This window comes from Agromyces sp. NPDC055661, assembly GCF_053618135.1.
In genome coordinates this window covers 72,201-93,527 of record NZ_JBSHHC010000002.1, presented here as the reverse complement: position 1 = coordinate 93,527, position 21,327 = coordinate 72,201, and the positions used below count along the sequence as shown (strand labels likewise).

Below are 21,327 nucleotides of genomic sequence, written 5' to 3'. Positions count from 1 at the left end.
CACGTCGGAGAGGCGGTGGAGATGGACCCGACGATCCTCGTGGGCATCGACGGCTCGGTCGCGAGCCGCTCGGCCGTCGTGTGGGCGCTCGCTCGGGCCGAGGAGCTCGGCGTCGGCGTGTTCCTGCTGAACGTCGTCGACGACGAGTGGGGCACGATCAGCGACCGCGACCTGCGGGAGCTGCGCACCGATGCCGAACGCCTCGCCGTCCGGGAGCTCGCGTTCGCACGCGAGACGGCCGACGGGGTGCCGGTGTCCGCCGCCATCGACGTGGGCGCTCCGATGATCGAACTGGCCGCATCGGCGTCGGCGTACGAGTCCGTGGTCATCGGCTCCCACAAGACGGGCACCTTCCACGGCCGCGCGCTGGGTGCGCGAGGGCTGCAGCTGGCGGCGACCGCGCCGGTGCCGGTGGCGGTCGTCGCGGGCTCGGCCGGCGACCGGCGGAGCGGCGTCGTGGCCGGCGCCGGGAACGCCCCGGGTTGGATCGGTTCGGTGCGCTACGCGCTGCGGGAAGCGTCGCGCCTGGGTGAGCCGCTCATCGTGATCCGGTCGGACCGGGACCTCCCGTTCGACGAACGGGAACTCGCCCGACTCCTCGATGTCGCCGATGCGGAGGAGCAGTCCGTCGACATCGAGCTCCGCCGGTCGACCGCACCGGCGGGGCAGGCGCTCGCGGAGGCCTCCCGCCGCGCCGTCCTCACGGTCAGCGGTCGCCCCACCGAGGCCGGAGCCCGCGGATTCCGGCCGCTCGGGCGCACCAACAGCGAGCTGCTGCTGAACGCGGGCGGGCCGGTGGTCATCGTCCCGCACGTGGCGGCCGACTGATCCGAACCGCGACGGGACCTTCGTCCCCACGGGGCATCGGTCATCGGGTCACACTGGCGCCATGGACACGAAGCGAGCCACTCGCATCACCCTCCTCGTCGTCGAGGCGTTCGTGGCCGTGACGGCGGTCGCCGGGGGGCTCTCCCTCATGGTCGGTGCACTCGTGCCCGACCTCGCGACGGTGCTCTCCCCGCCGGTCGAGTACCTCGAGGGCTCGGCGTTCTCGTCGTACCTGGTGCCCGGCCTCGCGCTCGCCCTGGTCCTCGGCGGCATCCACACGTTGGCGTTCATCCTGCTCCGGCGGCGGCGTCCGTCGGCGCTCCTCGCGAGCGCGGCCGCAGGATTCGCGGCCCTCATCTGGATCTTCGTGCAGATGATGTTCATCCCGTTCAGCTTCCTGCAGGCGGTCTACTTCATCGCCGGCGCCGTGGAGCTCGGCCTCGTGATGCTGCTCCTCGGCCTGCTGCCCATCACGCCCGCACCGACTGCGCGACGCCGACCGGCCGAGGCCCAGCGCGGGCGCGCTGAACCCCCGATCTCGACGAGGAGCACTCCGTGAGCCATACGACGTCCATCACCAGGACCACCGTCCGCACCGCGGCGGCGACGTTGACGATCTCGCCCCACGACGGGCGCGTGATCCTGTCACGGCTGAGCCGTCGCCCGTCCGACCGGGCCGACTCGCTCACGCCGATCAGCGTCCGCGTCGTCGTCCGCAACCCGTCGGGGCGCTCGTACGGCCCCCACCACGCCTGAGGCGAGCATGATGGCAACGCACCGCACGTCGACCGACGGCGCCGCACGACCCGCTGAGGAGTCCCGAGGGGAGATCGTCGTCGGGGTGGACGGCTCGGACTCGTCGATCGCCGCACTCCGGCTGGCGGCAGAGCTCGGCGACAGGCTCGACGTCGAGGTCCACGCGCTCGGCGTCTGGAACCATCCGACGCTCCTGTACGGCAACTACTACTACCCGGATTCGGACATCACTCCCGAGCAGGACGCCCATCGCGTCGTCGAGGCGACCCTTCAGGCCGCCTTCGGCGAGTCGGTTCCCGAGCGGGTGACAGGCGGGCACGCAGCAGGGTCGCCCGGCGGAGGTCCTCATCGACCGTTCGAAGGGGGCGCGGATGCTCGCGCTCGGCACGCGCGGACACGGCGGCTTCGCGGGACTCCTCCTCGGGTCCGTGAGCGCGGAGTGCACCGCGCACGCGCACTGCCCGGTGCTGGTCGTGCACGAGACCGGCGACGGGCGACGGTGATCCATGGCCGAGGGTGACCGGATCGAGCAGACGCACGCCGCCCGATACCTCCAGATCGCCTCAGCCTTCCGACGCCACGGGCTCGGTCTCGTCGTGGGGCTCCTCGGACTGGAGCGCGTCCTCTCGGCCGGGCCGGGCGGCGCGGCCGACGCGGCGAAGCGAGCCTCCGCCGAGTCCCCTGCGCACCTCCGGGCCGCACTCGAGGAACTCGGCCCGACGTTCATCAAGCTCGGCCAGCTCCTGTCCACGAGATCGGATCTCCTCCCTCCGTCGTTCATCACCGAGTTGGCGAAGCTCCAGGATGCCGCGCCGCCGGTGCCGGTCGACGAGATCCGTGCGGTGATCCGCACGGAGCTGGGGGCGGATCCGGAGGCGATCTTCGCCGCGTTCGAGAATCGGCCGATGGCATCGGCCTCGATCGGCCAGGCCCACGCGGCGACGCTCGCCGACGGCACGCCCGTGGTGGTGAAGGTCCGCCGGCCGGGCGCGGTGCTCCAAGTGCAGGTCGACCTCGAGATCCTGCAGAACCTCGCCGCCCGGGCGCAGCGGACGTGGGAGTTCGCCCGCGACATCGATGCCGTCGGGATCGTCGCCGAGTTCGCAGAGACGATCCGCGCCGAGCTCGACTACCTCCAGGAGGCTCGGAACGCCGAGCGGTTCGCGAGGGACTTCGAGGACGACGACGGCGTCGTCATCCCGCGCATCTCGTGGGAGCACACCACGTCCCGCGTGCTCACGCTCGAGCGGATGAGCGGCATGAACGTGGCCGACACCGCCGCGCTGGACGAGGCCGGCGTCGATCGCGACCTCGTGGCCAGGCGTGGAGCCGAGATCGTCCTGAAGATGATCTTCGAGGATCGCTTCTTCCATGCCGACCTCCACCCCGGGAACCTCTTCATCCGCGCCGACGGCACGATCGCGCTCATCGACTTCGGGATGGTCGGCGTGATCGGCGAGGACCTGCGGGGACAGCTGGCGCGGCTGTTCATCGCGATGGTCCGCGGCGACGCCGACCTGCTCACGTCCGCCCTCATCGAAGTCACGGTCGGGACCGGATCCGTCGACCGCGTCATGCTCCGGAACGACCTCCGACCGTTCGTCAGCCGTTACCGCCTCCGGTCGGTGCGCCAGACCCCGTTCGCGAGGATGATGGCCGACCTGTTCGCGATCCTGCGGAGCAATCGCGTGCGACTGCCGCGCGAGCTCGTCCTGCTGTTCAAGGCGCTGCTGCTGATCGAGGCGCTCGCGACCCGGCTCGATCCCGACTTCCGGCTCGGGGAGTCACTCGAACCCTACGCCGAACGGCTGTCGTGGGAGCGACTTCGTGCGTCGGCCATCGCGAGGCGGTTGGGACGGGCCTCGATCGACGCCGGCGAGCTCGCGTTCGATCTGCCGAGCATCGTCCGCCGGCTCGTCGACGTCGCCGACACCGGCGGCATCCAGCTGCACCTGCGAGCCGCGGAGCTCGACCCGCTGGTGGGACGAGCCGAGCGGATCGGGAACCGACTCGTCGCCGGCATGCTCGGCGCGGCGCTCATCAGCGGCATCGGCGGACTGGTGGCCGGGGGACGGCGGTGGCGCGGATGGGAGGGGACGATGATGGGCGCCGGACTCGGCGCCGTCGGCGCGGTCGGCACGTACCTGGCATGGACGTCCAGGCGTCGACGCTTCCGATGACCGTCGGGTCGCCGTGCTCAGCGGGCGAGCTGCATCCGCGACCACGTGCGATGCAGCCCGCGGACACGCCGCTCGTGCTGCCGGCGAGTCGCCGCCGGGCACGAGAACGGCGGCGGTCGCGCCTTGCGCGTCGACCGCCGCCGTCCTCCCCAGTCGGATCAGCTGCTCAGCGCCTTGGCCTTCAGCTGGTCGTACTCCGCCTGCGAGATCGCGCCCGAATCGAGCAACTGCTTCGCGTTCGCGATCTCGGATGCCGCGGAGGTGCCGCCGCTGCCGGCGACGCTTCGGATGTACTCGTCGTTCGCGGCCTGCATCTGGCGCATCTCCCCCGCACGCCGCTCGGCCATCGAGCTGCCGCGGGCGATGAGGTAGACCAGCGCGGCCAGGAACGGCAGGATCACGAGGAAGATCACCCAGAGCGCTTTCGCCCATCCGTTGAGCGACTTGTCACGGAAGATGTCGATGAAGATCGTGATGAAGATCCAGATGCACGCGATCGCGATGTAGATCCAGAAGAGCCAGACGAGGAAATCCCAGAGACTGTTCATCGTCGCACCTTTCGTCCTTCGGCGTCGTCCAATGCGCCGATCCTGCCCTGACGCTAGACCTCGGCCGAAACACAGCGCAACACCTCGGGGGGAATGTCGCGATCCGACCTTCGACGAGCGTGATCGCGCACTCGAATTGGGGGTGCTCGTCGCCTTGTCGCGTCGCGCGGCGGAGGAGCACGATGGGCCCACGTGGTCGATCGACTCGGAGGCGGAACCCGATGCGCCAGAACCCAGCCACTGCGCCCCACCGATCCACGATCCTCGCCGTCGGGGCGACCGCCCTCTGGGTGGTGGCGTTCGGCCTCTCCGCCTGCACCGCCTCCCCGGTCTCGACGGCCTCGTCGTCGGCGCCGGCCTCCGACGATGCGGCGGCGACGTGCCTCGGCGTCGCGCCCGAGGCCGTCGTGACCGCCGAGCTGCCCGCGACCGCCACGACCGGCGACCTCGACCTGGCCGACGAGCTCCACGACGCCGCCGAGCAGGGCCTCGCACTCGCGTCCGCGCCGGGCGCGATCGTGGGCGTCCGCACGCCCGAGGGCACGTGGATCGAGGCGTTCGGCGACGCCGACCCCACGACCGGCACCTCGACCACGGCCCAGGACTTCACCCGAGTGGGGTCGATCACCAAGACGTTCACCAGCTCGCTCATCCTGCAACTCGTGGAGGACGGTGAGCTGAGCCTCGACGACACGATCGACCAGTACGTCGACGGCGTCCAGAACGGCGACGAGGTCACGATCCGGATGCTGCTGAACATGACGAGCGGCATCCCGAGCTACACCGCCGACGACGCCATGACGACCCGGCTCTTCGCAGACCCCACGCAGCCCTGGACCCCCGAGGAGCTGCTCTCCTACGGACTCGGCATGCCCCCGCTGTCGGACCCGGGAACCCAGTTCAACTACTCGAACACCAACTACGTGCTCCTCGGCACGGTGATCGAGCAGGTCACCGGTCGCCCGTACCCCGAGGTGCTGCAGTCCGAGATCCTCGAGCCCCTGGGGCTCGAAGACACGTATTTCCCCGACACCAACGAGATGCCCGATCCGCACCTCTCCGGATTCAGCCTGCAGGGCACGCCCGCCGATTCGCAGGAACCCGTGGAGACGACGAACTGGAGCCCCACCTCCGCCTGGACCGCCGGGCAGATCATCTCGAACATCGACGACATGCTCGAGTGGGGCCGCGTGCTCTCGACCGGCCAGGGCATCCTCGACGAGGACATGGCCGTCGAGCGCCTCGCGGCGATCCCCGCCGAGGGCGGCTACGGCTACGGCAACGGCTGTATCGCCGGCTGGGTGGGCCACACCGGCGACATCGAGGGCTACAACACCACGGTGTACCATCACGCTGCGAGCGACTCGACGATCGTGGTGCTCGTGAACAGCGACATCCCGTCGGGCGATTGCTCGGATTCGAAGACGCTCGCCGACAACACGACAGGCGTGCCGTGCATGTTCCCGGCCGTCCGCGTCTTCACCGAGGTGTCCGACGCCCTCGGCCACCCGTTCACCCCGCTGCCGATGTCATAGACCGGGCGGCCATTCGGATGCCGCGGCAAGTGAGGTTAGGCTTACCTGACACCCCCGCATCCGACTCGGAGTACACCTGTGCCCACCACCGCGCTCTCGCCCGGCCTGACCTTGCTCGGGGGCAGTCCCGACCGCATCGCCCTGGTGTCGGGTGCAGAGCGGATCACCTACGGGGAGCTCGCCGATCGGGTCGACGCGCGTCGTGCCGAACTCGGCGACGGCCGCCGGCTCGTCATGCTGCAGGCCGCGAATGCGGTCGAGCCGATCGTCACGTACCTGGCCGCACTGGCGGGCGGGCACCCGGTGCTCCTGGTCGCGCCCGGCGAGGACGAGGGCTCGATCCGGCACCGCGCGTCGCTCGCCGATCGGTTCGACCCCGACCTCGTGGCCGCCGGGTCGGGTGACGCGGTGGCCCTGCACGAGGTCCGCGAGGGCACCGTGCACCGCTTCTCCCCCGAGCTCGCGCTGCTCGCCAGCACGTCGGGGTCGACCGGCTCGCCGAAGCTGGTGCGCCTCTCGCGGGAGAACCTCGAGAGCAACGCCCGGGCGATCGCCGAGTACCTGGGCCTGACCCCCGACGATCGGGCGGTGACGACCCTCCCCATGCACTACTGCTACGGGCTCTCGGTGATCAACAGCCACCTCGTGGCCGGCGCGAGCCTCGTGCTCACCGATCGCTCGGTGACCGACGCGGAGTTCTGGCACGAGGCATCCGAGCACCGGATCACGTCGTTCGCCGGCGTGCCGTACACGTTCGAGCTCCTCGAGGCCGGCGGGTTCGCCGAGCGGATGCCGCGGAGCATCCGCTACCTCACGCAGGCCGGCGGGCGACTGGCGCCCGAGGCCGTGCGCCGCTTCGCGCGACTCGGCGATCGCCGCGGGTTCGAGTTCGTCGTCATGTACGGGCAGACCGAGGCCACGGCACGCATGGCGTACGTGCCCGCCGAGCTCGCCGAACGGGCCGCCGGATCGATCGGCCGCCCCATTCCGGGCGGCCGGCTCCGGATCGACGCCGAGCCCGGCGCGCACGTCGGGGAGCTCGTGTACGAGGGCCCGAACGTCATGCTCGGCTACGCCGAGTCGTCCGACGACTTCGCCCTCGGACGCACCGTGCACGAGCTCCGCACGGGCGACCTGGCCAAGCAGCGCGAGGACGGGCTGTTCGAGGTCGTCGGCCGGATGAACCGCTTCGTCAAGGTGTACGGCCTGCGGGTGGACCTCGACGCCGTGCACCGGCTGCTGGCCGAGGAGGGCATCGAGGTCCGCACCGCGAGTGCGGGCGAGCGGCTGCTGGTGTTCGTCCGCGCCGAGCGGCTCCTCGAGACGGCCAGGACGCGTGCGGCCGCGTTGCTGGGCATCCCCGTGCACGCCGTCCGGGCCTACCCCATCGCCGAGTTCCCGTGCACGTCGACCGGCAAGCCCGACTTCGCCGCCCTCGTCCGGCACGCCGACCTGCTCGACCGACGTGACGACGAAGCGGCGACGGAGGCCGCGGACGGCATGGACGCCGCCACCGGCACGGTCACCGCCGAGACCATCCGCGACCTGTACGCCGAGCTGCTGGGCCGGCCCGACGCGACCGCCGAGGACACCTTCGCGGGCCTCGGCGGCGACTCGCTCAGCTACGTCGAGGTCTCGCTCCGGCTCGAGGGGCTGCTCGGCCGCCTTCCCCGCGACTGGCCCTCCCAGTCGCCGCACGCGCTGGCCGAGAGCATCGCGCCGCCTGCCGCCGACGCTGGAACCAGCGAGCACCAGGTGTCCGCACCCACGCCCACGGACGCTCCGACCCCGCAGGACGCGACGGTCCGTGCCGGCCGATCGCGGACCGCGCGACTCCCCCGCTCGTGGTTCCCGAACGTGGAGACGCCGGCGATCCTGCGGGCGATCGCGATCGTGCTCATCGTCGCCACGCACGCCGACCTGCTCGGCGTGAAGGGCGGTGCCCACCTCCTGCTCGCCGTCGCCGGCTACAACCTCGCCCGGTTCCAGCTCGCGGCGGGAGCCGGCGGCGCGCGTTCGCGGCGCCTGCTCCGCAGCGCGGCGCACATCGCCGTCCCGGCCCTGCTGTGGATCGGAGCGGTCGGACTGGTGAGCGGCAAGTACGTGCCGACGACAGCGCTGCTGGTGAACAACCTGGTCCCGGGCGACGGGCGCTGGAACGAGCAGTGGCAGTTCTGGTTCCTCGAAGCGGCCGTCTGGACGATGCTCGGACTCGCCCTGCTCCTCGCGATCCGGCCCGTCGACCGGCTCGAGCGGCGGCATCCGTGGGCGTTCGCACTCGCCCTGCTCGCCGCGACGCTCGGCGTCCGGTACGCCCTCGTCGGCATCGACGCGCACGGCGTCGAGCGCTACGCCGTGGCGACGGTGCTCTGGTGCCTGGTGCTCGGCTGGGCCGTCGCCCGGGCCGACACCGTGCGGAAGCGCCTGCTCGTCTCCGCGGTCGCCGTGGCCGCCACCGTCGGGTTCTTCGGCGACCCTCTCCGCGAGGGGGTCATCATCGCGGGCGTGCTGCTGCTGGTCTGGGCGCCGAGCCTGCGGATGCCGCGGCCGATCGTGCCCGCCGTGCGCCTCGTGGCCGGGGCATCCCTCTTCGTCTACCTGACGCACTGGGTCGTGTACCCGGCATGGGAGCAGTCCGCGCCGTGGCTCGGCACGCTGCTGTCGTTCGCGGTCGGCATCGCGGCCTGGTACGCGTACCGCCTGGCCACGACGGGACTCGGCGCGCTGCGCCGCCGTCGTCAGGCCGCGGGTGCGGGCTCCGCGACGTCGCCGCGCGACCGGAGCGCGGTCGCCGGGTAGAGCACGACCCCGCCATCGACGTCGACCGTCACGGTCGATCCGGGGCGGAACCGCGACGCCTCGTGGAGCGGCAGCCGGTGCGTCACCTCGACCGGGATCTCGGCTGCGCCGAGACGGAGTCGCAGCTCGGCGGTGCTGCCCGCGGGGCGCATCCCGACCACGGTCGCGTTGCCGCCCTCGGCAGCGTCGTCGACGCGGAGCTGCGACGGCCGCAGCATCGCGCACACCCGGGCGGCGCCGCCGCTGCGGTCGTGCCGGACCTCGAGGCATCCGAACGCGCACATCGCCTGCGCATCGCCCGCGGCCTCGGCCGGGACCATGACGACGTCGCCGAGGAACTCCGCGATCTCGGCGTCGACCGGGGCGTCGAAGACCTCCGAGGGCTGACCCGACTGCACGAGCCGTCCGTCGGCGATGACGCCGATCTGGTGCCCGAACGAGAGGGCCTCCTCCTGGTCGTGCGTGACGAGCACCGTCGTCACGCCGCTGCGCTCGAGCGCGTCGACCATCGCGGCGCGCGTGTGCGCCCGCAGGCCGGTGTCGAGTGCGCTGAACGGCTCGTCGAGCAGGATGACGGATGGCTCGAGGGCGAGCGCCCGGGCGAGCGCGACCCGCTGCTGCTGCCCGCCCGAGAGCTGGTGCGGGTACCGGTCGGCCAACTGCGGCTCGAGCGATGCGAGTTCCATGACCTCGCGGACGCGCCGCGTGCGGTCGGGCCGGCGCCGGATGCCGAACGCGATGTTCCGGGCGACCGTGAGGTGCGGGAACAGTGCGCCGTCCTGCGCGACGTAGCCGATCCCGCGCCGGTGCGCCGGCACGTCGGCGCCCGCGCCGGAGAGCGTCCGGCCGTCGAGGACCACCGTGCCCGCGTCGGGGCGCTCGAAGCCGGCGATGATGCGCAGCAGCGTGCTCTTGCCGCTCCCCGATGCGCCGACGACTGCGAGGCGGGCGCCGCGCGGCACGTCGATCGACACCGCGTCCAGCACGCCGAGGCGGCCGAACGACTTCGACACGTCGGTCAGCTGCAGGCTCATGGGGTCCTCCTGGCTTTCACTTGGGCGAGCATGAGCGCCACCGCCGGAATCGACAGCAGCACGAGGGTGATCGCGTAGGGCGCGGCAGCGGGGTAGTCGACCGCGGATGCCGCGGCCCAGAACCCGGTGGCGACCGTCTGCGTGCCCGTGGGGGCGAGCAGCAGCGTCGCGGTGAGCTCATTCGCGGCGCCGAGCGCCACGAGCGCCCCACCGGCCGCGATCGACGGAAGCAGCAGCGGCCCCGTCACGCGGAGCTTCGCGACGAACGGCGACGTGCCCAGGGAGCGCGCCGCCTCCTCGAGGGTCTCGGGCACCTGCGCGATGCCGGCCCGCACCGAGACCAGGGCGCGCGGGAGGAAGATCACCACGTACGCCGCGATCACGGTCGCGACGGTCTGGTACAGGCCCGGCAGCACGTGGAGGGTCACGGTCACCAGCGCGAGCGCGACGATGATCGCCGGCAGGCTGCTCGCGAAGTAGTAGGCGCCCTCGAGCGTCCGCGCGATGCGTCCGGGATACCGTGCGGAGAGCCAGGCGGCCGGCAGGGCGACCGCCAGGGCCGCGATCGCGCCGCCGACGGCGAGCAGCAGCGTCTGCACGGTCGCCTCGACGACGGGCGCCCAGCTCGCGGCATCCGTCACCAGAGCCCAGCGGATGACGCCGACGAGCGGGACGACCGAGGAGGCCACCGCCAGGGCGACGAGCGCGACCACGACGAGCGGGGTGGCACGACCGAGTCCGAGCCGGGGCGCAGGATGCGGTGAACCGCCGCCGACCCGGGCGTAGCGGAGGCGCCCGCGGGCCGTGGCCTCGACGAGGAGCACGACGAAGCAGAGCAGGGCGAGCACGACACCGAGCGCGGCGGCGTTCGGACCGGCGAAGCTCGCCTGGTAGGCGACGACGATGGCCGTAGTGAACGTCTCGAAGCGCAGGAACGCGAACGCGCCGTACTCGGCGAGCAGGTGGAGGGCCACCACGAGTCCGCCGCCGAGCATCGCCAGCCGGAGCTGCGGGAGCACGACACGGAGGAAGACGGCCCACGAGCCCATCCCGAGTGACCGTGCCGACTCCTCCAGCGCCGGGTCGAGACCGCGGAGCGCGGCGAGCGCCGGCAGGTACACGAGCGGGTAGTAGGCCAGCACGGCGACGAGCAGGCCCCCGCCGAGTCCGTTGATCGACGGGATCGCGCTCGCCCAGCCGTAGCTCGCGACGAACGCGGGAATCGTCAACGGCACGACGAGCAGCACGGCGAACAGGCGTCGGGCCGGGAGCGCGGTGCGCTCGACCAGCCAGGCTCCGCCGACGCCGAGGACCACGGTCAGCGGCACACCCAGCACCACCAGCAGGACCGTGTTCACGAGCAGTTCGCCGACGCGGGGACGGAACACGAGCTCGGCGAGCTGCTGCCACCCCATCTCGAAGGCGACCTGGACGACGTAGCCGACGGGGATGAGCGCGGCGGCGCCGAGCACGGCGACGACGACGACGAGTCCGGCGGGCGGTCGCCTCCGGTCGGCGACCGTCGCCGGTCCTCGTGTCGTCGCCGTCTGGGTCAGAGGAGTCCGGCTTCCGTCATGAGGTCGATGACCTGGGGACCGTTGAGGGTCGACGGGTCGATCGCGGGCGAGCCGAGCGAGTCGAGCGGAGGCAGCGGCTCGCGTGCCGGCACGCCCGAGCTGACCGGGTACTCGAAGCTGTAGCCCTCGCCGAGGATGGTCTGGCCCTCGGTGCCGGCGAGCCACGCGAGGAACTCCTGCGCCTCCTCGGCACGCTTGCTCGACTTCAGCACGCCGCCGCCCGAAATGCTCACGAACGCGCCCGGGTCCTCGTTGCCGAAGTAGTGCAGCTTCGTGTTGCCGCTGTTCTCGGCGGTCTCGTCCTGGTCGCGGTACCAGTAGTAGTGGTAGATCACGCCGACCGGCACCTCGCCCGCGTTCACCGCCTTCATGGTCGCGATGTTGTTGCGGTAGATCGTGGCGTTCTCGTGCATCCCGTCGAGCCAGGCGCTCGTCGCCTCCTCGCCCTGCGTCGCCAGCACGGCGGAGACGATGGCCTGGAAGTCGGCGCCGCTCGGTGCCGCGCCCCAGCGCCCCTTCCACTCGGGCTGCTGAAGGTCCATGAGCGAGGCCGGCAGCTCGTCCTCGGTGATGAGCGACGGGTTGTACACGAGCACGGTCGAACGGGCGGCGATGCCGGTCCACGCGCCCGTCGACGGGCGGTACTGCTCGGGGACGAGCTCGAGGGTGGCCTCGTCGACCGGCGCGAAGAGGCCGGCCTCCTCGACGAGCGACATCGCGGGCGAGTTCTCGGTGAGGAACACGTCGGCGGGCGACGCGGAGCCCTCCGCCACGAGCTGGTTCGCCAGCTCGCTGTCACCGCCGTTGCGCAGCACGACGTCGATGCCCGTGTCCTTCGTGAACGCCTCCGCCCACTCCTCGGTGAGCTGCTCGTGCTGCGCGTTGTAGATCACCAGCGCGTCACCCGATGCGGCGCCGCTCCCCCCGGCGGCGCAGCCCGCGAGCAGGAGCGGCGCGACGGCGAGCGGAACGAGGGCAGCACGAAGCAGGTGGCGCATAGATGGGATCCTCACGACGAGTAGGTAAGGCTAGCCTAACGGTCGTCGCGCGCCGGATTTCACACCATGTCGATTTCCGCCTCGTCCTCAGCGCGGGAGCGCACGAACCGGAGTCCGGAACGTCCGGACTCCGGTCGACGATTCGAGCTCAGTCGTCGGCGGTCTCCCCGTCGCCGTCGCCCTGCGGGGGTTCGGACTGCTGGGAGGTGTCATTCGCACTCTCGTTGTTCGGGGACACCCCGACGACGTCGAAGTGCTCGTCGAGTCGGACGTCGACCGACCCGCCCGCATCGAGCTGGAGCTCGATCTCGTACGCCGCCTCGTCGCCACCGGCCTCGGACTCGGTGACGGTACCCGGACCGGCGGCGGCCACGGCTGCGGCGGTCGCCTGCTCGAGCTCGGTGCCGGTGATCGCGGTGGAGCTGTCTCCCGCGCCGTCTGCCCCGTCGTCGCCTCCGGCCACTGCGAAGGCCGCGACGGTACCTCCTGCCACGAGCAGGGCCCCGGCCGCTGCGGCGGTGATTCCGATCATTCGCTTCCTCATGGTGCTGCTGTTCCTTTCCTCGGCGTCGCTCACAGTGTCGGGCGAGGTCGCTGAAGCGAGGCTGAAGCGAACCTCCGAGGTCCGGGGGGATCGCGGTGCATGCGACCGTCGATGCTCACACGATCGCCGGGAGCTCCACCACCATCAGGGCCCCGCCGAGCTCCGGATCCTGCTCGACGTGGATGGCGCCGCCGTGCGAGTGGACGATCTCCGCCGCGATCGCGAGTCCCAGACCGCTGCCCCCACTGGCTCGCGACCGGTCGTCGTCGAGGCGGACGAACCGCTCGAAGATCCGGGTCCGGTCCTCCGGCGGGATCCCCGCGCCATCGTCACCGACGTTGAGCAGTACGAATCCCTCCCGTGGAGTGCCGGGACGGACCGCGAGGCGCAGTCGCCCCCGCGAGTGGCGCGCGGCGTTGTCGACGAGGTTCCGCACGACCTGCTGGAGCAGCTCCGCATCCCCGCGCACGCGCGACGCGAACACTCCGGTGGTGTCGACGTGGAGCCCGGCGCGGCGTTGGCGGGCGGCCTCCTCGAGAAGCAGGTCGTCGACGTCCACGTCGCGCGGGTCCAGCAGCAGCGCGGCCTCGTCCGCCTTGGCCAACAGCAGCAGGCCCTGCACGAGCCGGTCGAGCCGTGCTCCCTCGTCGAGGACCGCGTCCGCGAGCTCGTCGGGCCCGAGCAGGTCGGGGTGATCCTTTGCCAGCTCCGCCGTCTGCCTGAGCGACGCGAGGGGCGACTTCAGCTCATGCGAGGCATCCGACACGAATCGACGTTGCGACGCCTGCGCGATCTCGAGGCGATCGAGCATCCGGTTCATGGTGCGAGCGAGGCGTCCGACCTCATCATCCGAGCCGGGATCGTCGACGCGATCGCCGAGCGACGACGCGTCGACACCGTCGACCTGTCGTCGCATCCGCTCGACCGGGCTCAGCGCACGCCCCACGCCGACCCACGTCACGACGCCGACCAGCACGACCAGCAGCGGGACCCCGACGCCCAGGCCCACCGCGACGAGCCGGAGCGTCGCGTCCGCGGACGTGGTGGGCCGACCGGCGATCACGAATCCCCCGCCGTCGATATCGTCGACCGCGATCACGTAGTCGACGCCCCCGACCTCGACGGTGTCCGGTAGCGAGCCGGGTCGACCGACCGGATCGCTCGGCGCACCCGGACTCGACGCCGTGACCGACCCGTCGGGGCCGATCACCTGCGTGAGGCGGTCGTCGTCGAGCTCGCCCAGCCGACCGCCGCGGTCGACCGCGGCCGATGCCGCACCCGCATCCTGCGCGGCCGCCTCGTGCAGGCCGCCGTACAACGAGCTCCGCACGAGGATCCACAAGCCGACGGCGGTGAGCACGAGCGCGCCCGCCACGACGGATGTCGCGACCAGCGTGACCCATGGCCGGATACCCAGACGACTCCGTCGCGGCGACTCACGCGCCATCGTCGACCACGCGGTACCCCGCCCCGCGGACGGTCTCGAGGCTCCGATGACCGAACGGGCGGTCGACCTTCCGCCGGAGGTGGCCGATGTACACCTCGACGATGTTCGGGTCGCCGTCGAAGTCGAAGCTCCACACGCCACCGAGGATCTCGGCCTTCGACATCACCTCGCCCGGCCGCCTCATCAGGTACTCGAGGACGGCGAACTCCCGGGCGGTGAGCTCGATGGTCGCCTCGGCTCGACGTACCTGTCGAGTCGCGGGATCCAGCGCGAGGTCGCCGACGCGCAGCACGGACGGTCGTGGGCCGGCGCCGCGTCGGATCAGTGCGCGAACCCGCGCGACCAGGACCGCGAACGAGAACGGCTTGGTGAGGTAGTCGTACGCCCCGGTCTCGAGCGCCTCGACCTGGTCCCACACCCCGTCCTTGGCCGTGAGCATCAGCACCGGTGTCCAGTCGTCCACAGCGCGGAGCTCACGGCACACGACGTACCCGCTCTTGCCCGGAAGCATGATGTCCAGCAGGATCGCGGCATAGGACTGCTCGGTCGCCAGCCAGAGGCCGTCGACGCCGTTCGAGGCGACATCGACGGCGAACCCCTCGGCCTCGAGGCCGCGCCGAAGGCCGTCGGCAAGCCGCCGTTCGTCCTCCACCACCAGCAACCGCATTCGCGCTCCTACGCCCAGCGTGCCCCTTCACGGCTGAACCACGGCTGAAGATCCAAGAGCCTCGGACATCCGGGTGAGTTGTCGCCACGCGACGTTGACGCAGCGCCGGACACCGCAGGGTCGCACTGCAGTGCCTGCCGAGGAGGGTGGATCAGTCGGGGAACGACGACTCGAACCCGCTGTACGGAACCTGGCCGTGGACGTCCGCCGCGATCGCCGCCGCGACGTCGGGCGGGATCGGCGCCCACCAGCCGGGCATCTGCGCCGCCACGGTGGGGTTGAGCACGTAGAGCGTTCCGCCTACGTGTAGGTCGACGTGCGCGGCGAGAAGTCGATCCGGGATACCTCATCGATCACGTGACTCGCACGCTCCGCCGCACGGGTGGCCAGTTCGGCGGCATCCATCGCCTGCGCGGAACGCGTCGTCGCGACCCGCTTGCCGATGTCGTCGAGGATCTGACCGATCGTCCGGGCCAGCCCCTGCTTCAGCTCGTGGAGGTTGGTGTTGGTGATGATGAGCCTCCGGTCGGCGACCGTCAGGGAGACACGCGGGTATCCGGCAGTGACGAGACGCTCCTCGACGGACGGCTCCTTGAGCAGAACGATCTCCTGCGGAAGGGGCCGACGAGTGAACAGCGCCATGACCGTGTACTGTTCGGGCGCCTCGAGGGTCCCGAGGGATTGCGGAAGCTGGTCGATCAGGATGTGGTCCACGGCGAACGGCGCGAATCGGTCCGACACCCAGTTCGAGGTGTCGGACATCAGTCGGCCGACCCGCCTGCGGGGGCCTCGGGACGCCACGCGGCGGTTGCGCTGTCCAGCCAGCGGGTGGGGCTGGCGGGGGCGCCGGCGAATGCCGCCCAGAACGTTTCGGAGCGATGCTGGTCGTCGAGATCTTCCGCTGACGGGTTCGGTGGGCGGGGGACGGTCGCGTGAGGTGTATTCATCTCCGGAGCGTACGTCTCGGACATGTGCGAGCTCACAGCTTGTCCACGTCCCTCCAAGCAATGCCGCGCATGAGCCGCTCGTGGCTACGGTCCCCAGCTCATCGAGGAGCTGACCGACCGTCTCAGCGTCGAACTCCATCATCTCCTCAAGCCGTTGATCGCGCGGGCCGGTATCGCAGGGCGACCGCCCCCGACCGGAACTCATGGCGATCCACGAGCTCGAGCTGGATGCGCTCGCGCAGGCCGGCGAGCAACGTCGGCCCGTGTCCGGCAAGGACCGGCTGCACGAGGAACGCGTACTCGTCGATCAGTCCCAGATCTGCCAACGCCAGCGGGAGCGTCACGCCACCCACGTACAGGCCCTCGCCCGGCTCCTGCTTGAGCTGCTGAACCGCGTGCCCCACGTCGCCGCGCACCAGCTCGGCATTCCAATCGACCCCGCTCAGCGTGCTCGAGACGACATGCTTCTTCGACCGGTCGATGGCCTCGGCGAATGGGATCTCCCATTCACCCATCCAGTCAGGCCACGCGCCCGTGGCCGGCCGCCGCCACGCCGACTCCATCATCTCGTAGGTCACCCGGCCGAATATCAGGGCATCGGCTCGTTCCATCTCAGCGGTCCAGTAGCGCATCGACTCCTCATCGGGAGGGAGCCCTGCCTCGTGATGGACGCAGCCGTCGAGTGTGACGTTGATCGAGTATCGAAGTGGTCTCATCGCGTCCCTCTCCCTTGATGCGCGCAGCGCGTTTCGCCGGAACGTACTCAGGCTACTGTCGGCGCCATTTCCATCGGCGCCCGATCCCGCCTCCTCACACCCTCGTGGTGCGGACCGGACCGCAGACCGCGCGCGCGACCGATTCGGCGAGCCCGAACCGACTCCCGAGGCTCACGCCTCACGACCTCAGCGCCGGCGCGAACGTCAAGGCGGTCCAGCGGATGCTGGGCCACGCGTCAGCTGCCATGAGGCTCGTCGTCGCTGCGAACCCCGAAGGATGAAGATCGCAACGTCTGCGTGATTCCGCGGATCCGATGGCACTGAGCACGGTGCTCCCGCTGGGATTCGAACCCAGACTTCGGCGAGTTTAAGTCGCCTGCCTCTGCCAGTTGGGCTACGGGAGCGCGGCGCCGCCCCGAGGGGCGACGCCGCGTCAACACTACTTCGCGGAGACCGCGATCACTTGGCGGCGACCGGCTCGGCCTTCGCGTCGGCCTTCTCGGCCACGGCCTTCGCCGGCGTCGCACCTGCCTTCACGGCCTTGGGCGCTGCCGTGCCTGCTGCCACGGCCGGAGCCGGTGCGGGCGCAGCGGCGGCCGGCGGCTTCGGGCGGGCGGCGAACAGCTCGAACTGGGCGCGCGGCTGCTGCAGCGCCGAGAGCGACACGATGTCGCGGCCGAGCCAGAAGTTGTTCCACCAGCCCCAGAACACGCGGAACTTGCGCTCCCAGCTGGGCATGGCGAGACCGTGGTAGCCGCGGTGCGCGAACCATGCGATGAGGCCCTTGATCGCGAGCTTGCCCGACTGGAACACGCCCGAGCCGATGCCGAGGCCGGCGACCGCGCCGAGGTTCTTGTGGAAGTACTCCTTGGGCTCCTCGCCACGAAGCACCGCCACGATGTTCTTCGCGAGGAGCTTGCCCTGGCGCACCGCATGCTGCGCGTTCGGCACGCAGTAGCCGCCCACGCCGCCACCCGAGAGGTCGGGCACGGCGGCGATGTCGCCGGCCGCCCACGCGTCGGGCACGAAGTCGTCCTCGTCGCCGACGCGGAGGTCGGCACGGGTCATGACGCGGCCGCGCTCCTCGACGGGGAGGTCGCTCGAGCGCACGATGGCCGGGTTGGCCATGACGCCCGCGGTCCAGACGATGAGGTCGGACTCGAAGGTCTCGCCGGTCGAGAGCTCGATCTTGCCGTCGACCGCGCTCGTGAGCTGCGTGTCGAGGTGGATCTCGGCACCGCGCTGCGCGAGGTGCTTGATGACCCAGTGGCTGGTCTCGAGCGACACCTCGGGCATGATGCGGCCCATGGCCTCGATGAGGTGGAAGTGCGTCTCGTCGAACGTGAGTTGCGGGTAGTACTCGAGCAGCGCGCTGGCGAAGGAGCGGAGCTCGGCGAAGATCTCGATGCCCGCGAAGCCGCCGCCGACGACGACGAACGTGAGCAGGCGCTCGCGCTCGGGGCCGGGCGGGAGGTTCGCCGCCTTGTCGAAGTTGCTGAGCACGCGGTCGCGGATCGCGACGGCCTCCTCGATGGCCTTCAGGCCGATCGCGTTCTCGGCGATGCCGGGGATCGGGAAGGTGCGCGACACCGCGCCGCCCGTCACCACGACGACGTCGTACTCGAACTCCCACGGCTCACCCAGCTCGGGCGTGATCGTGGCGGTCTTCGACGCGTGGTCGATGCGGGTGACCTTGGCCGTGACGACGTTGGTCTTCTTCAGGTGCCGGCGCTGCGAGACGACCGCGTGACGGGGCTCGATCGAACCCGCGGCGACCTCGGGAAGGAACGGCTGGTACGTCATGTACGGGAGCGGGTCGACGATCGTGACCTCGGCCTCGCCCGCGCGCAGCCACTTCTCGAGCTTCCACGCTGTGTAGAACCCCGCATAGCCGCCACCGACGATGAGAATCTTGGGCACGGTGAATGGACTCCTCAGTATCTGTTGCTTGCGATCACTGCTCGCGAGTGCGGACAGTCCGCCTGGTATGCCGAGTGGCGCCGATGCCCAACAGCGCTGCTAGCGTACCAAATCCGGCGACCAACGAGAGCGGCACCGTGATATAGGCGAGCGTCCACGCCGTCGGCAGGAGGGTCTTCGCCTCGTCGGATCGGGGCAGCGGAGGGTCGGCGATCGGCACGACCTCCTGCGAATCGTCGCCGCCCTCGGAGCTCGGGGCATCCGCTCGCCGGTGCAGCGTGATCCACTCAGCGAGGCTCCCGAGCGGGTTGTCCTCGATCTCGGGCACCTCGGCCGTGAGAGCCGGAACGGGGTCGATGATGCCCCATCCGTAGAGCGGACTCGGCACCGACTGGCCGTGCGGATCGGCCGTCCGAATGAGTCGTTCGATGACGTTCGCGGCGCTCAGGTCGGGGAACTCGCTGCGCACGAGGGCCGCCAGGCCCGACACGATCGGGGCCGCGGCGCTCGTGCCGCTCCACTGCACGTAGCTGCCGTCGGGCAGCACCCCAACGAGGTCCTCGCTCGGGGCGGCGACCGCGATCGTGATGCCCTGCGAGCTGGCGTCGAAGCTCGCGTTCTTCTCCTTGTCGACGCCCGCCACGGTCAGCACGCCCGGGATCGTGGCCGGTGCGCCCACCTCGCTCGTGCCGCTCCCCCGGTTGCCGGCGGCGGCGACGACCACCACGTCGTGCTCGAACGCGTAGAGGAACGCGTTGTCCCAGCTCTCGGGCCAGTCCCGCGTGTTCCGGGTGAGCGACATGTTGATGATGTCGGCCCCGCTGTCGACCGCCCACTTCACGGCCTCGGCGATCTGGTCGTCGTTCGACTTCTCGGCGCCGGTGTCCTGCCCGAAGGCCACCGAGACGGTGAGGAGGTCGGCCTGCGGGGCGATGCCGATCACGCCGTTGCCCTCGCCGGTGCCGCGTCCGGCGAGGAGCGACGCGACCATCGTGCCGTGGTTGGGGTCGTCGCCCACGGGCGTCTGACCGTCGGGCGTGCCGATGCCCGAGACATCCGTGCCGCCGACGACGGCGCCCTTCAACTCGGCGACGTTGCCGTTCACGCCCGTGTCGATGATCGCGACGGTGACGCCGTCGCCGCGCGAGGTGTTCCACGCCGTGGTGAAGCCGTAGTCGTTGAGCCAGTACTCGAGGTCGCGCACGGTGTCGGCGTGCGCCGGCGTCGCGCCCAGGAGCGCGATCGTCGTCGCGACGGCGCCGACGGCGGCCGCCCGCACCGCGACGGCGAGCGGTCGGACGCGTCGGGCACGACGCGTCACGCGCGCCCTCCGGTGTCGTCGTCGGCCGGGTCCTCGGGGTCGGGCACGTCGACGCCGTAGTCGGGGCACTGGCACACCTCGGGCGTCCACGTCGAGCGCTCGAGCGCGATGTCGCCGATCGGGTTCGCGCCCGGTCCGGCCGAGAGGGCGTGCGCCGCGAGGGCGTGCAGGCACTTCACGCGGGTCGGCATGCCGCCGGCCGAGATGCCGGCGAGCTCGGCGACGACCTCGATCGACTCGCGGTCGGCGAGGTAGTCCACGTGCGCCTGCTCGTACCCGGCGCGCACGTCGGCGTCGGCGGCGAGCAGCTCGTTGCACTCGACCATGACCTGCGCGGCCTCGAGGAACGACATCGCCGCGGTCGCGACCGGATGCGTCAGGTAGTAGAACGTCGGGAAGGGCGTGCCGTCCGACAGGCGCGGCCGCGTGGCGACCACCGTCGGCGCACCGCACACGCAGCGCGCGGGGATGCCGACGACGTCGCGCGCCTGGCGACCCAGCTGCGCCGAGACGATGCGGATGTCGCGCTCGCTCACCGGCGGGAACGGCGGCCTCATCGTCCGCCCCCCTCCGCCGGCGCGCCGACGGGCGCGTCCGCGGGGGTATCGGCGGGTGCGTCCGCCGGATCCGTCGGCGCGGGAGCGAGCCCCGCGGTCATCACGGAGTCCAGCAGGGTGCGCATCCAGTCGCCCTTCGATTCGGTCACTTCGGCCGAGACGGCGGCAGTGGCATCCGCCTTCGCCGCCTCGGTACGGTCGTCGATGACGAGGTAGCTCACCTCACCCGGCATCACGTAGTACAGCCGCTCGCGGGCCTGGGTCATGATGAACGTCTCGTCGTTCCAGCGTTCGCGCTCGTCGCGCAGGCGCTGCACCTCCGCCTCCTGCGCGGAGACGGCGGCGCGCAGCTCCGCGATCTGCTGGCGCTGCTGCGCGAACGCCGCGATCGTCGGCGCGAGCACCACCACCGCGAGCACGAGCACACCCATCATGATGAGCGAGAACCCTGAGAATCGGATGCCGCTGAGCCACCCCGCGCGATCGGTCGATGCCGCGCCGCCAGACCCTGCCTTCGAGCGGGCCTTCGGCGGGCGGGTCGGGCCGTTGCCGCCGCGACCCGGGCGTGACGTCTTCGACGCGGATGCGGAGGCCGCGCCCTTCGCGGGCTTCGCTCCGCGGGCGGCCTTGGCGGGCTTGGCCGGCTTGCTTCCGGCGGCGGACGTTCCGGCCGTGGCCGCCTTCGACGCCGTGGGCTTCGAGCTCGTGGTCGGCGCGCCCTTCGGGGCGCCCCTGGGAGTCGCGCCCGTCGCGGCATCCGACTTCGACGCCGTCGGTGCCTTCGAGGGCGTGGGCTTCGCCTTCGCCGGGGCCGACGACGCGGCCGAGCGCTTCGCGGCCGACGCCGCGGCATCCGACTTCGACGTACCGGGGACGGCGCCGGGACGACCCGGGACGGCGGGCCGGCGTGGCACGCCCGACGAGCGCGGAGGGCGCGGAGCATCCGGATGCAT

At 71.3% G+C, this 21,327-nt stretch carries 21 protein-coding genes, 1 tRNA gene and 1 pseudogene; 8 read left to right on the top strand and 15 right to left on the bottom strand.

Annotated elements, in window-relative coordinates; translation table 11 throughout:
* Positions 1-21 precede the first annotated feature (21 nt).
* The 6 genes and pseudogenes from ACWGO8_RS13985 to ACWGO8_RS13960 all read left to right on the top strand — a co-directional run bounded on the left by ACWGO8_RS13985 (position 22) and on the right by ACWGO8_RS13960 (position 3,764).
* A complete protein-coding gene (locus ACWGO8_RS13985) occupies positions 22-828 on the top strand; it encodes a universal stress protein (RefSeq protein WP_452043651.1) in 807 nt (268 codons plus the stop codon).
* 61 nt (positions 829-889) lie between these two features.
* The gene (locus ACWGO8_RS13980; RefSeq protein WP_452043650.1) at positions 890-1,387 is read left to right on the top strand and encodes a hypothetical protein; all 498 of its coding nucleotides are present in this window, start codon (positions 890-892) and stop codon (positions 1,385-1,387) included.
* Positions 1,384-1,584: a hypothetical protein gene (locus tag ACWGO8_RS13975; protein ID WP_452043649.1), complete on the top strand. Its 201-nt coding sequence runs from the start codon at positions 1,384-1,386 to the stop codon at positions 1,582-1,584. Before ACWGO8_RS13980 ends, ACWGO8_RS13975 begins: the two co-directional genes overlap by 4 nt.
* A 7-nt stretch (positions 1,585-1,591) precedes the next feature.
* A pseudogene (locus tag ACWGO8_RS13970) lies at positions 1,592-1,849 on the top strand (universal stress protein); the annotation flags it as partial.
* Positions 1,850-1,955: 106 nt separating this feature from the next.
* Positions 1,956-2,087 (top strand): universal stress protein, encoded by a 132-nt coding sequence (locus ACWGO8_RS13965; protein ID WP_452043648.1) that lies wholly within the window; start codon positions 1,956-1,958, stop codon positions 2,085-2,087.
* 3 nt (positions 2,088-2,090) lie between these two features.
* Positions 2,091-3,764, top strand: a complete 1,674-nt coding sequence (locus tag ACWGO8_RS13960) for an ABC1 kinase family protein (RefSeq protein WP_452043647.1) — start codon at positions 2,091-2,093, stop codon at positions 3,762-3,764.
* A gap of 158 nt (positions 3,765-3,922) precedes the next feature.
* Here the strand turns inward: ACWGO8_RS13960 and ACWGO8_RS13955 are convergent, their stop codons facing one another.
* Positions 3,923-4,312 (bottom strand): SHOCT domain-containing protein, encoded by a 390-nt coding sequence (locus ACWGO8_RS13955; protein WP_452043646.1) that lies wholly within the window; start codon positions 4,310-4,312, stop codon positions 3,923-3,925.
* A 221-nt stretch (positions 4,313-4,533) separates the two neighbouring features.
* Here ACWGO8_RS13955 and ACWGO8_RS13950 point away from each other — a divergent pair, with 221 nt between their 5' ends.
* Positions 4,534-5,847 (top strand): serine hydrolase domain-containing protein, encoded by a 1,314-nt coding sequence (locus ACWGO8_RS13950; RefSeq protein WP_452043645.1) that lies wholly within the window; start codon positions 4,534-4,536, stop codon positions 5,845-5,847.
* A gap of 78 nt (positions 5,848-5,925) precedes the next feature.
* The gene (locus tag ACWGO8_RS13945; RefSeq protein ID WP_452043644.1) at positions 5,926-8,646 is read left to right on the top strand and encodes an AMP-binding protein; all 2,721 of its coding nucleotides are present in this window, start codon (positions 5,926-5,928) and stop codon (positions 8,644-8,646) included.
* Here ACWGO8_RS13945 and ACWGO8_RS13940 read toward each other — a convergent pair.
* From ACWGO8_RS13940 to ACWGO8_RS13875, 14 genes are all read right to left on the bottom strand, one after another.
* Entirely contained in the window at positions 8,586-9,680 is a 1,095-nt protein-coding gene (locus tag ACWGO8_RS13940) for an ABC transporter ATP-binding protein (RefSeq protein WP_452043643.1), read from the bottom strand. The genes ACWGO8_RS13945 and ACWGO8_RS13940 overlap by 61 nt on opposite strands.
* Entirely contained in the window at positions 9,677-11,152 is a 1,476-nt protein-coding gene (locus tag ACWGO8_RS13935; RefSeq protein WP_452043642.1) for an ABC transporter permease, read from the bottom strand. The genes ACWGO8_RS13940 and ACWGO8_RS13935 overlap by 4 nt, the downstream gene beginning before the upstream one ends.
* A gap of 80 nt (positions 11,153-11,232) precedes the next feature.
* Positions 11,233-12,255, bottom strand: a complete 1,023-nt coding sequence (locus tag ACWGO8_RS13930; RefSeq protein ID WP_452043641.1) for an iron ABC transporter substrate-binding protein — start codon at positions 12,253-12,255, stop codon at positions 11,233-11,235.
* Positions 12,256-12,403: 148 nt separating this feature from the next.
* Positions 12,404-12,787 carry a PepSY domain-containing protein gene (locus ACWGO8_RS13925; protein ID WP_452043640.1) on the bottom strand — a complete coding sequence of 128 codons (384 nt, stop codon included), beginning with the start codon at positions 12,785-12,787 and terminating at the stop codon, positions 12,404-12,406.
* Between the two features lie 127 nt (positions 12,788-12,914).
* A complete protein-coding gene (locus ACWGO8_RS13920; RefSeq protein ID WP_452043639.1) occupies positions 12,915-14,174 on the bottom strand; it encodes a sensor histidine kinase in 1,260 nt (419 codons plus the stop codon).
* Between the two features lie 61 nt (positions 14,175-14,235).
* Positions 14,236-14,913 (bottom strand): response regulator transcription factor, encoded by a 678-nt coding sequence (locus ACWGO8_RS13915; protein WP_452043638.1) that lies wholly within the window; start codon positions 14,911-14,913, stop codon positions 14,236-14,238.
* 151 nt (positions 14,914-15,064) lie between these two features.
* A complete protein-coding gene (locus ACWGO8_RS13910; RefSeq protein WP_452043637.1) occupies positions 15,065-15,199 on the bottom strand; it encodes a hypothetical protein in 135 nt (44 codons plus the stop codon).
* Between the two features lie 14 nt (positions 15,200-15,213).
* Positions 15,214-15,675: a hypothetical protein gene (locus tag ACWGO8_RS13905; RefSeq protein ID WP_452043636.1), complete on the bottom strand. Its 462-nt coding sequence runs from the start codon at positions 15,673-15,675 to the stop codon at positions 15,214-15,216.
* Positions 15,676-16,006: 331 nt separating this feature from the next.
* On the bottom strand, positions 16,007-16,576 hold the full coding sequence (locus ACWGO8_RS13900; protein WP_452043635.1) for a dihydrofolate reductase family protein: 570 nt from the start codon (positions 16,574-16,576) through the stop codon (positions 16,007-16,009).
* Positions 16,577-16,906: 330 nt separating this feature from the next.
* A tRNA-Leu gene (locus ACWGO8_RS13895) sits at positions 16,907-16,980 on the bottom strand.
* Between the two features lie 55 nt (positions 16,981-17,035).
* Positions 17,036-18,496, bottom strand: coding sequence for an NAD(P)/FAD-dependent oxidoreductase (locus ACWGO8_RS13890; RefSeq protein WP_452043634.1), 1,461 nt, complete (start codon positions 18,494-18,496; stop codon positions 17,036-17,038).
* A gap of 34 nt (positions 18,497-18,530) precedes the next feature.
* Positions 18,531-19,817: a S8 family peptidase gene (locus ACWGO8_RS13885; RefSeq protein WP_452043633.1), complete on the bottom strand. Its 1,287-nt coding sequence runs from the start codon at positions 19,815-19,817 to the stop codon at positions 18,531-18,533.
* A complete protein-coding gene (locus ACWGO8_RS13880) occupies positions 19,814-20,374 on the bottom strand; it encodes a DUF501 domain-containing protein (protein ID WP_452043632.1) in 561 nt (186 codons plus the stop codon). The genes ACWGO8_RS13885 and ACWGO8_RS13880 overlap by 4 nt, the downstream gene beginning before the upstream one ends.
* Complete coding sequence (locus ACWGO8_RS13875) at positions 20,371-21,327, bottom strand: septum formation initiator family protein (RefSeq protein WP_452043631.1); 957 nt, start codon at positions 21,325-21,327, stop codon at positions 20,371-20,373. The genes ACWGO8_RS13880 and ACWGO8_RS13875 overlap by 4 nt, the downstream gene beginning before the upstream one ends.

Coding starts and splice junctions, on each gene's coding strand:
- ACWGO8_RS13980 (WP_452043650.1), top strand. CDS start 890: ATGGACACGAAGCGAGCCACTCGCATCACCCTCCTCGTCGTCGAGGCG.
- ACWGO8_RS13940 (WP_452043643.1), bottom strand. CDS start 9,680: ATGAGCCTGCAGCTGACCGACGTGTCGAAGTCGTTCGGCCGCCTCGGC.
- ACWGO8_RS13925 (WP_452043640.1), bottom strand. CDS start 12,787: ATGATCGGAATCACCGCCGCAGCGGCCGGGGCCCTGCTCGTGGCAGGA.
- ACWGO8_RS13900 (WP_452043635.1), bottom strand. CDS start 16,576: ATGAGACCACTTCGATACTCGATCAACGTCACACTCGACGGCTGCGTC.
- ACWGO8_RS13930 (WP_452043641.1), bottom strand. CDS start 12,255: ATGCGCCACCTGCTTCGTGCTGCCCTCGTTCCGCTCGCCGTCGCGCCG.
- ACWGO8_RS13875 (WP_452043631.1), bottom strand. CDS start 21,327: ATGCATCCGGATGCTCCGCGCCCTCCGCGCTCGTCGGGCGTGCCACGC.
- ACWGO8_RS13955 (WP_452043646.1), bottom strand. CDS start 4,312: ATGAACAGTCTCTGGGATTTCCTCGTCTGGCTCTTCTGGATCTACATC.
- ACWGO8_RS13905 (WP_452043636.1), bottom strand. CDS start 15,675: ATGTCCGACACCTCGAACTGGGTGTCGGACCGATTCGCGCCGTTCGCC.
- ACWGO8_RS13915 (WP_452043638.1), bottom strand. CDS start 14,913: ATGCGGTTGCTGGTGGTGGAGGACGAACGGCGGCTTGCCGACGGCCTT.
- ACWGO8_RS13880 (WP_452043632.1), bottom strand. CDS start 20,374: ATGAGGCCGCCGTTCCCGCCGGTGAGCGAGCGCGACATCCGCATCGTC.
- ACWGO8_RS13965 (WP_452043648.1), top strand. CDS start 1,956: ATGCTCGCGCTCGGCACGCGCGGACACGGCGGCTTCGCGGGACTCCTC.
- ACWGO8_RS13950 (WP_452043645.1), top strand. CDS start 4,534: ATGCGCCAGAACCCAGCCACTGCGCCCCACCGATCCACGATCCTCGCC.
- ACWGO8_RS13985 (WP_452043651.1), top strand. CDS start 22: ATGGACCCGACGATCCTCGTGGGCATCGACGGCTCGGTCGCGAGCCGC.
- ACWGO8_RS13960 (WP_452043647.1), top strand. CDS start 2,091: ATGGCCGAGGGTGACCGGATCGAGCAGACGCACGCCGCCCGATACCTC.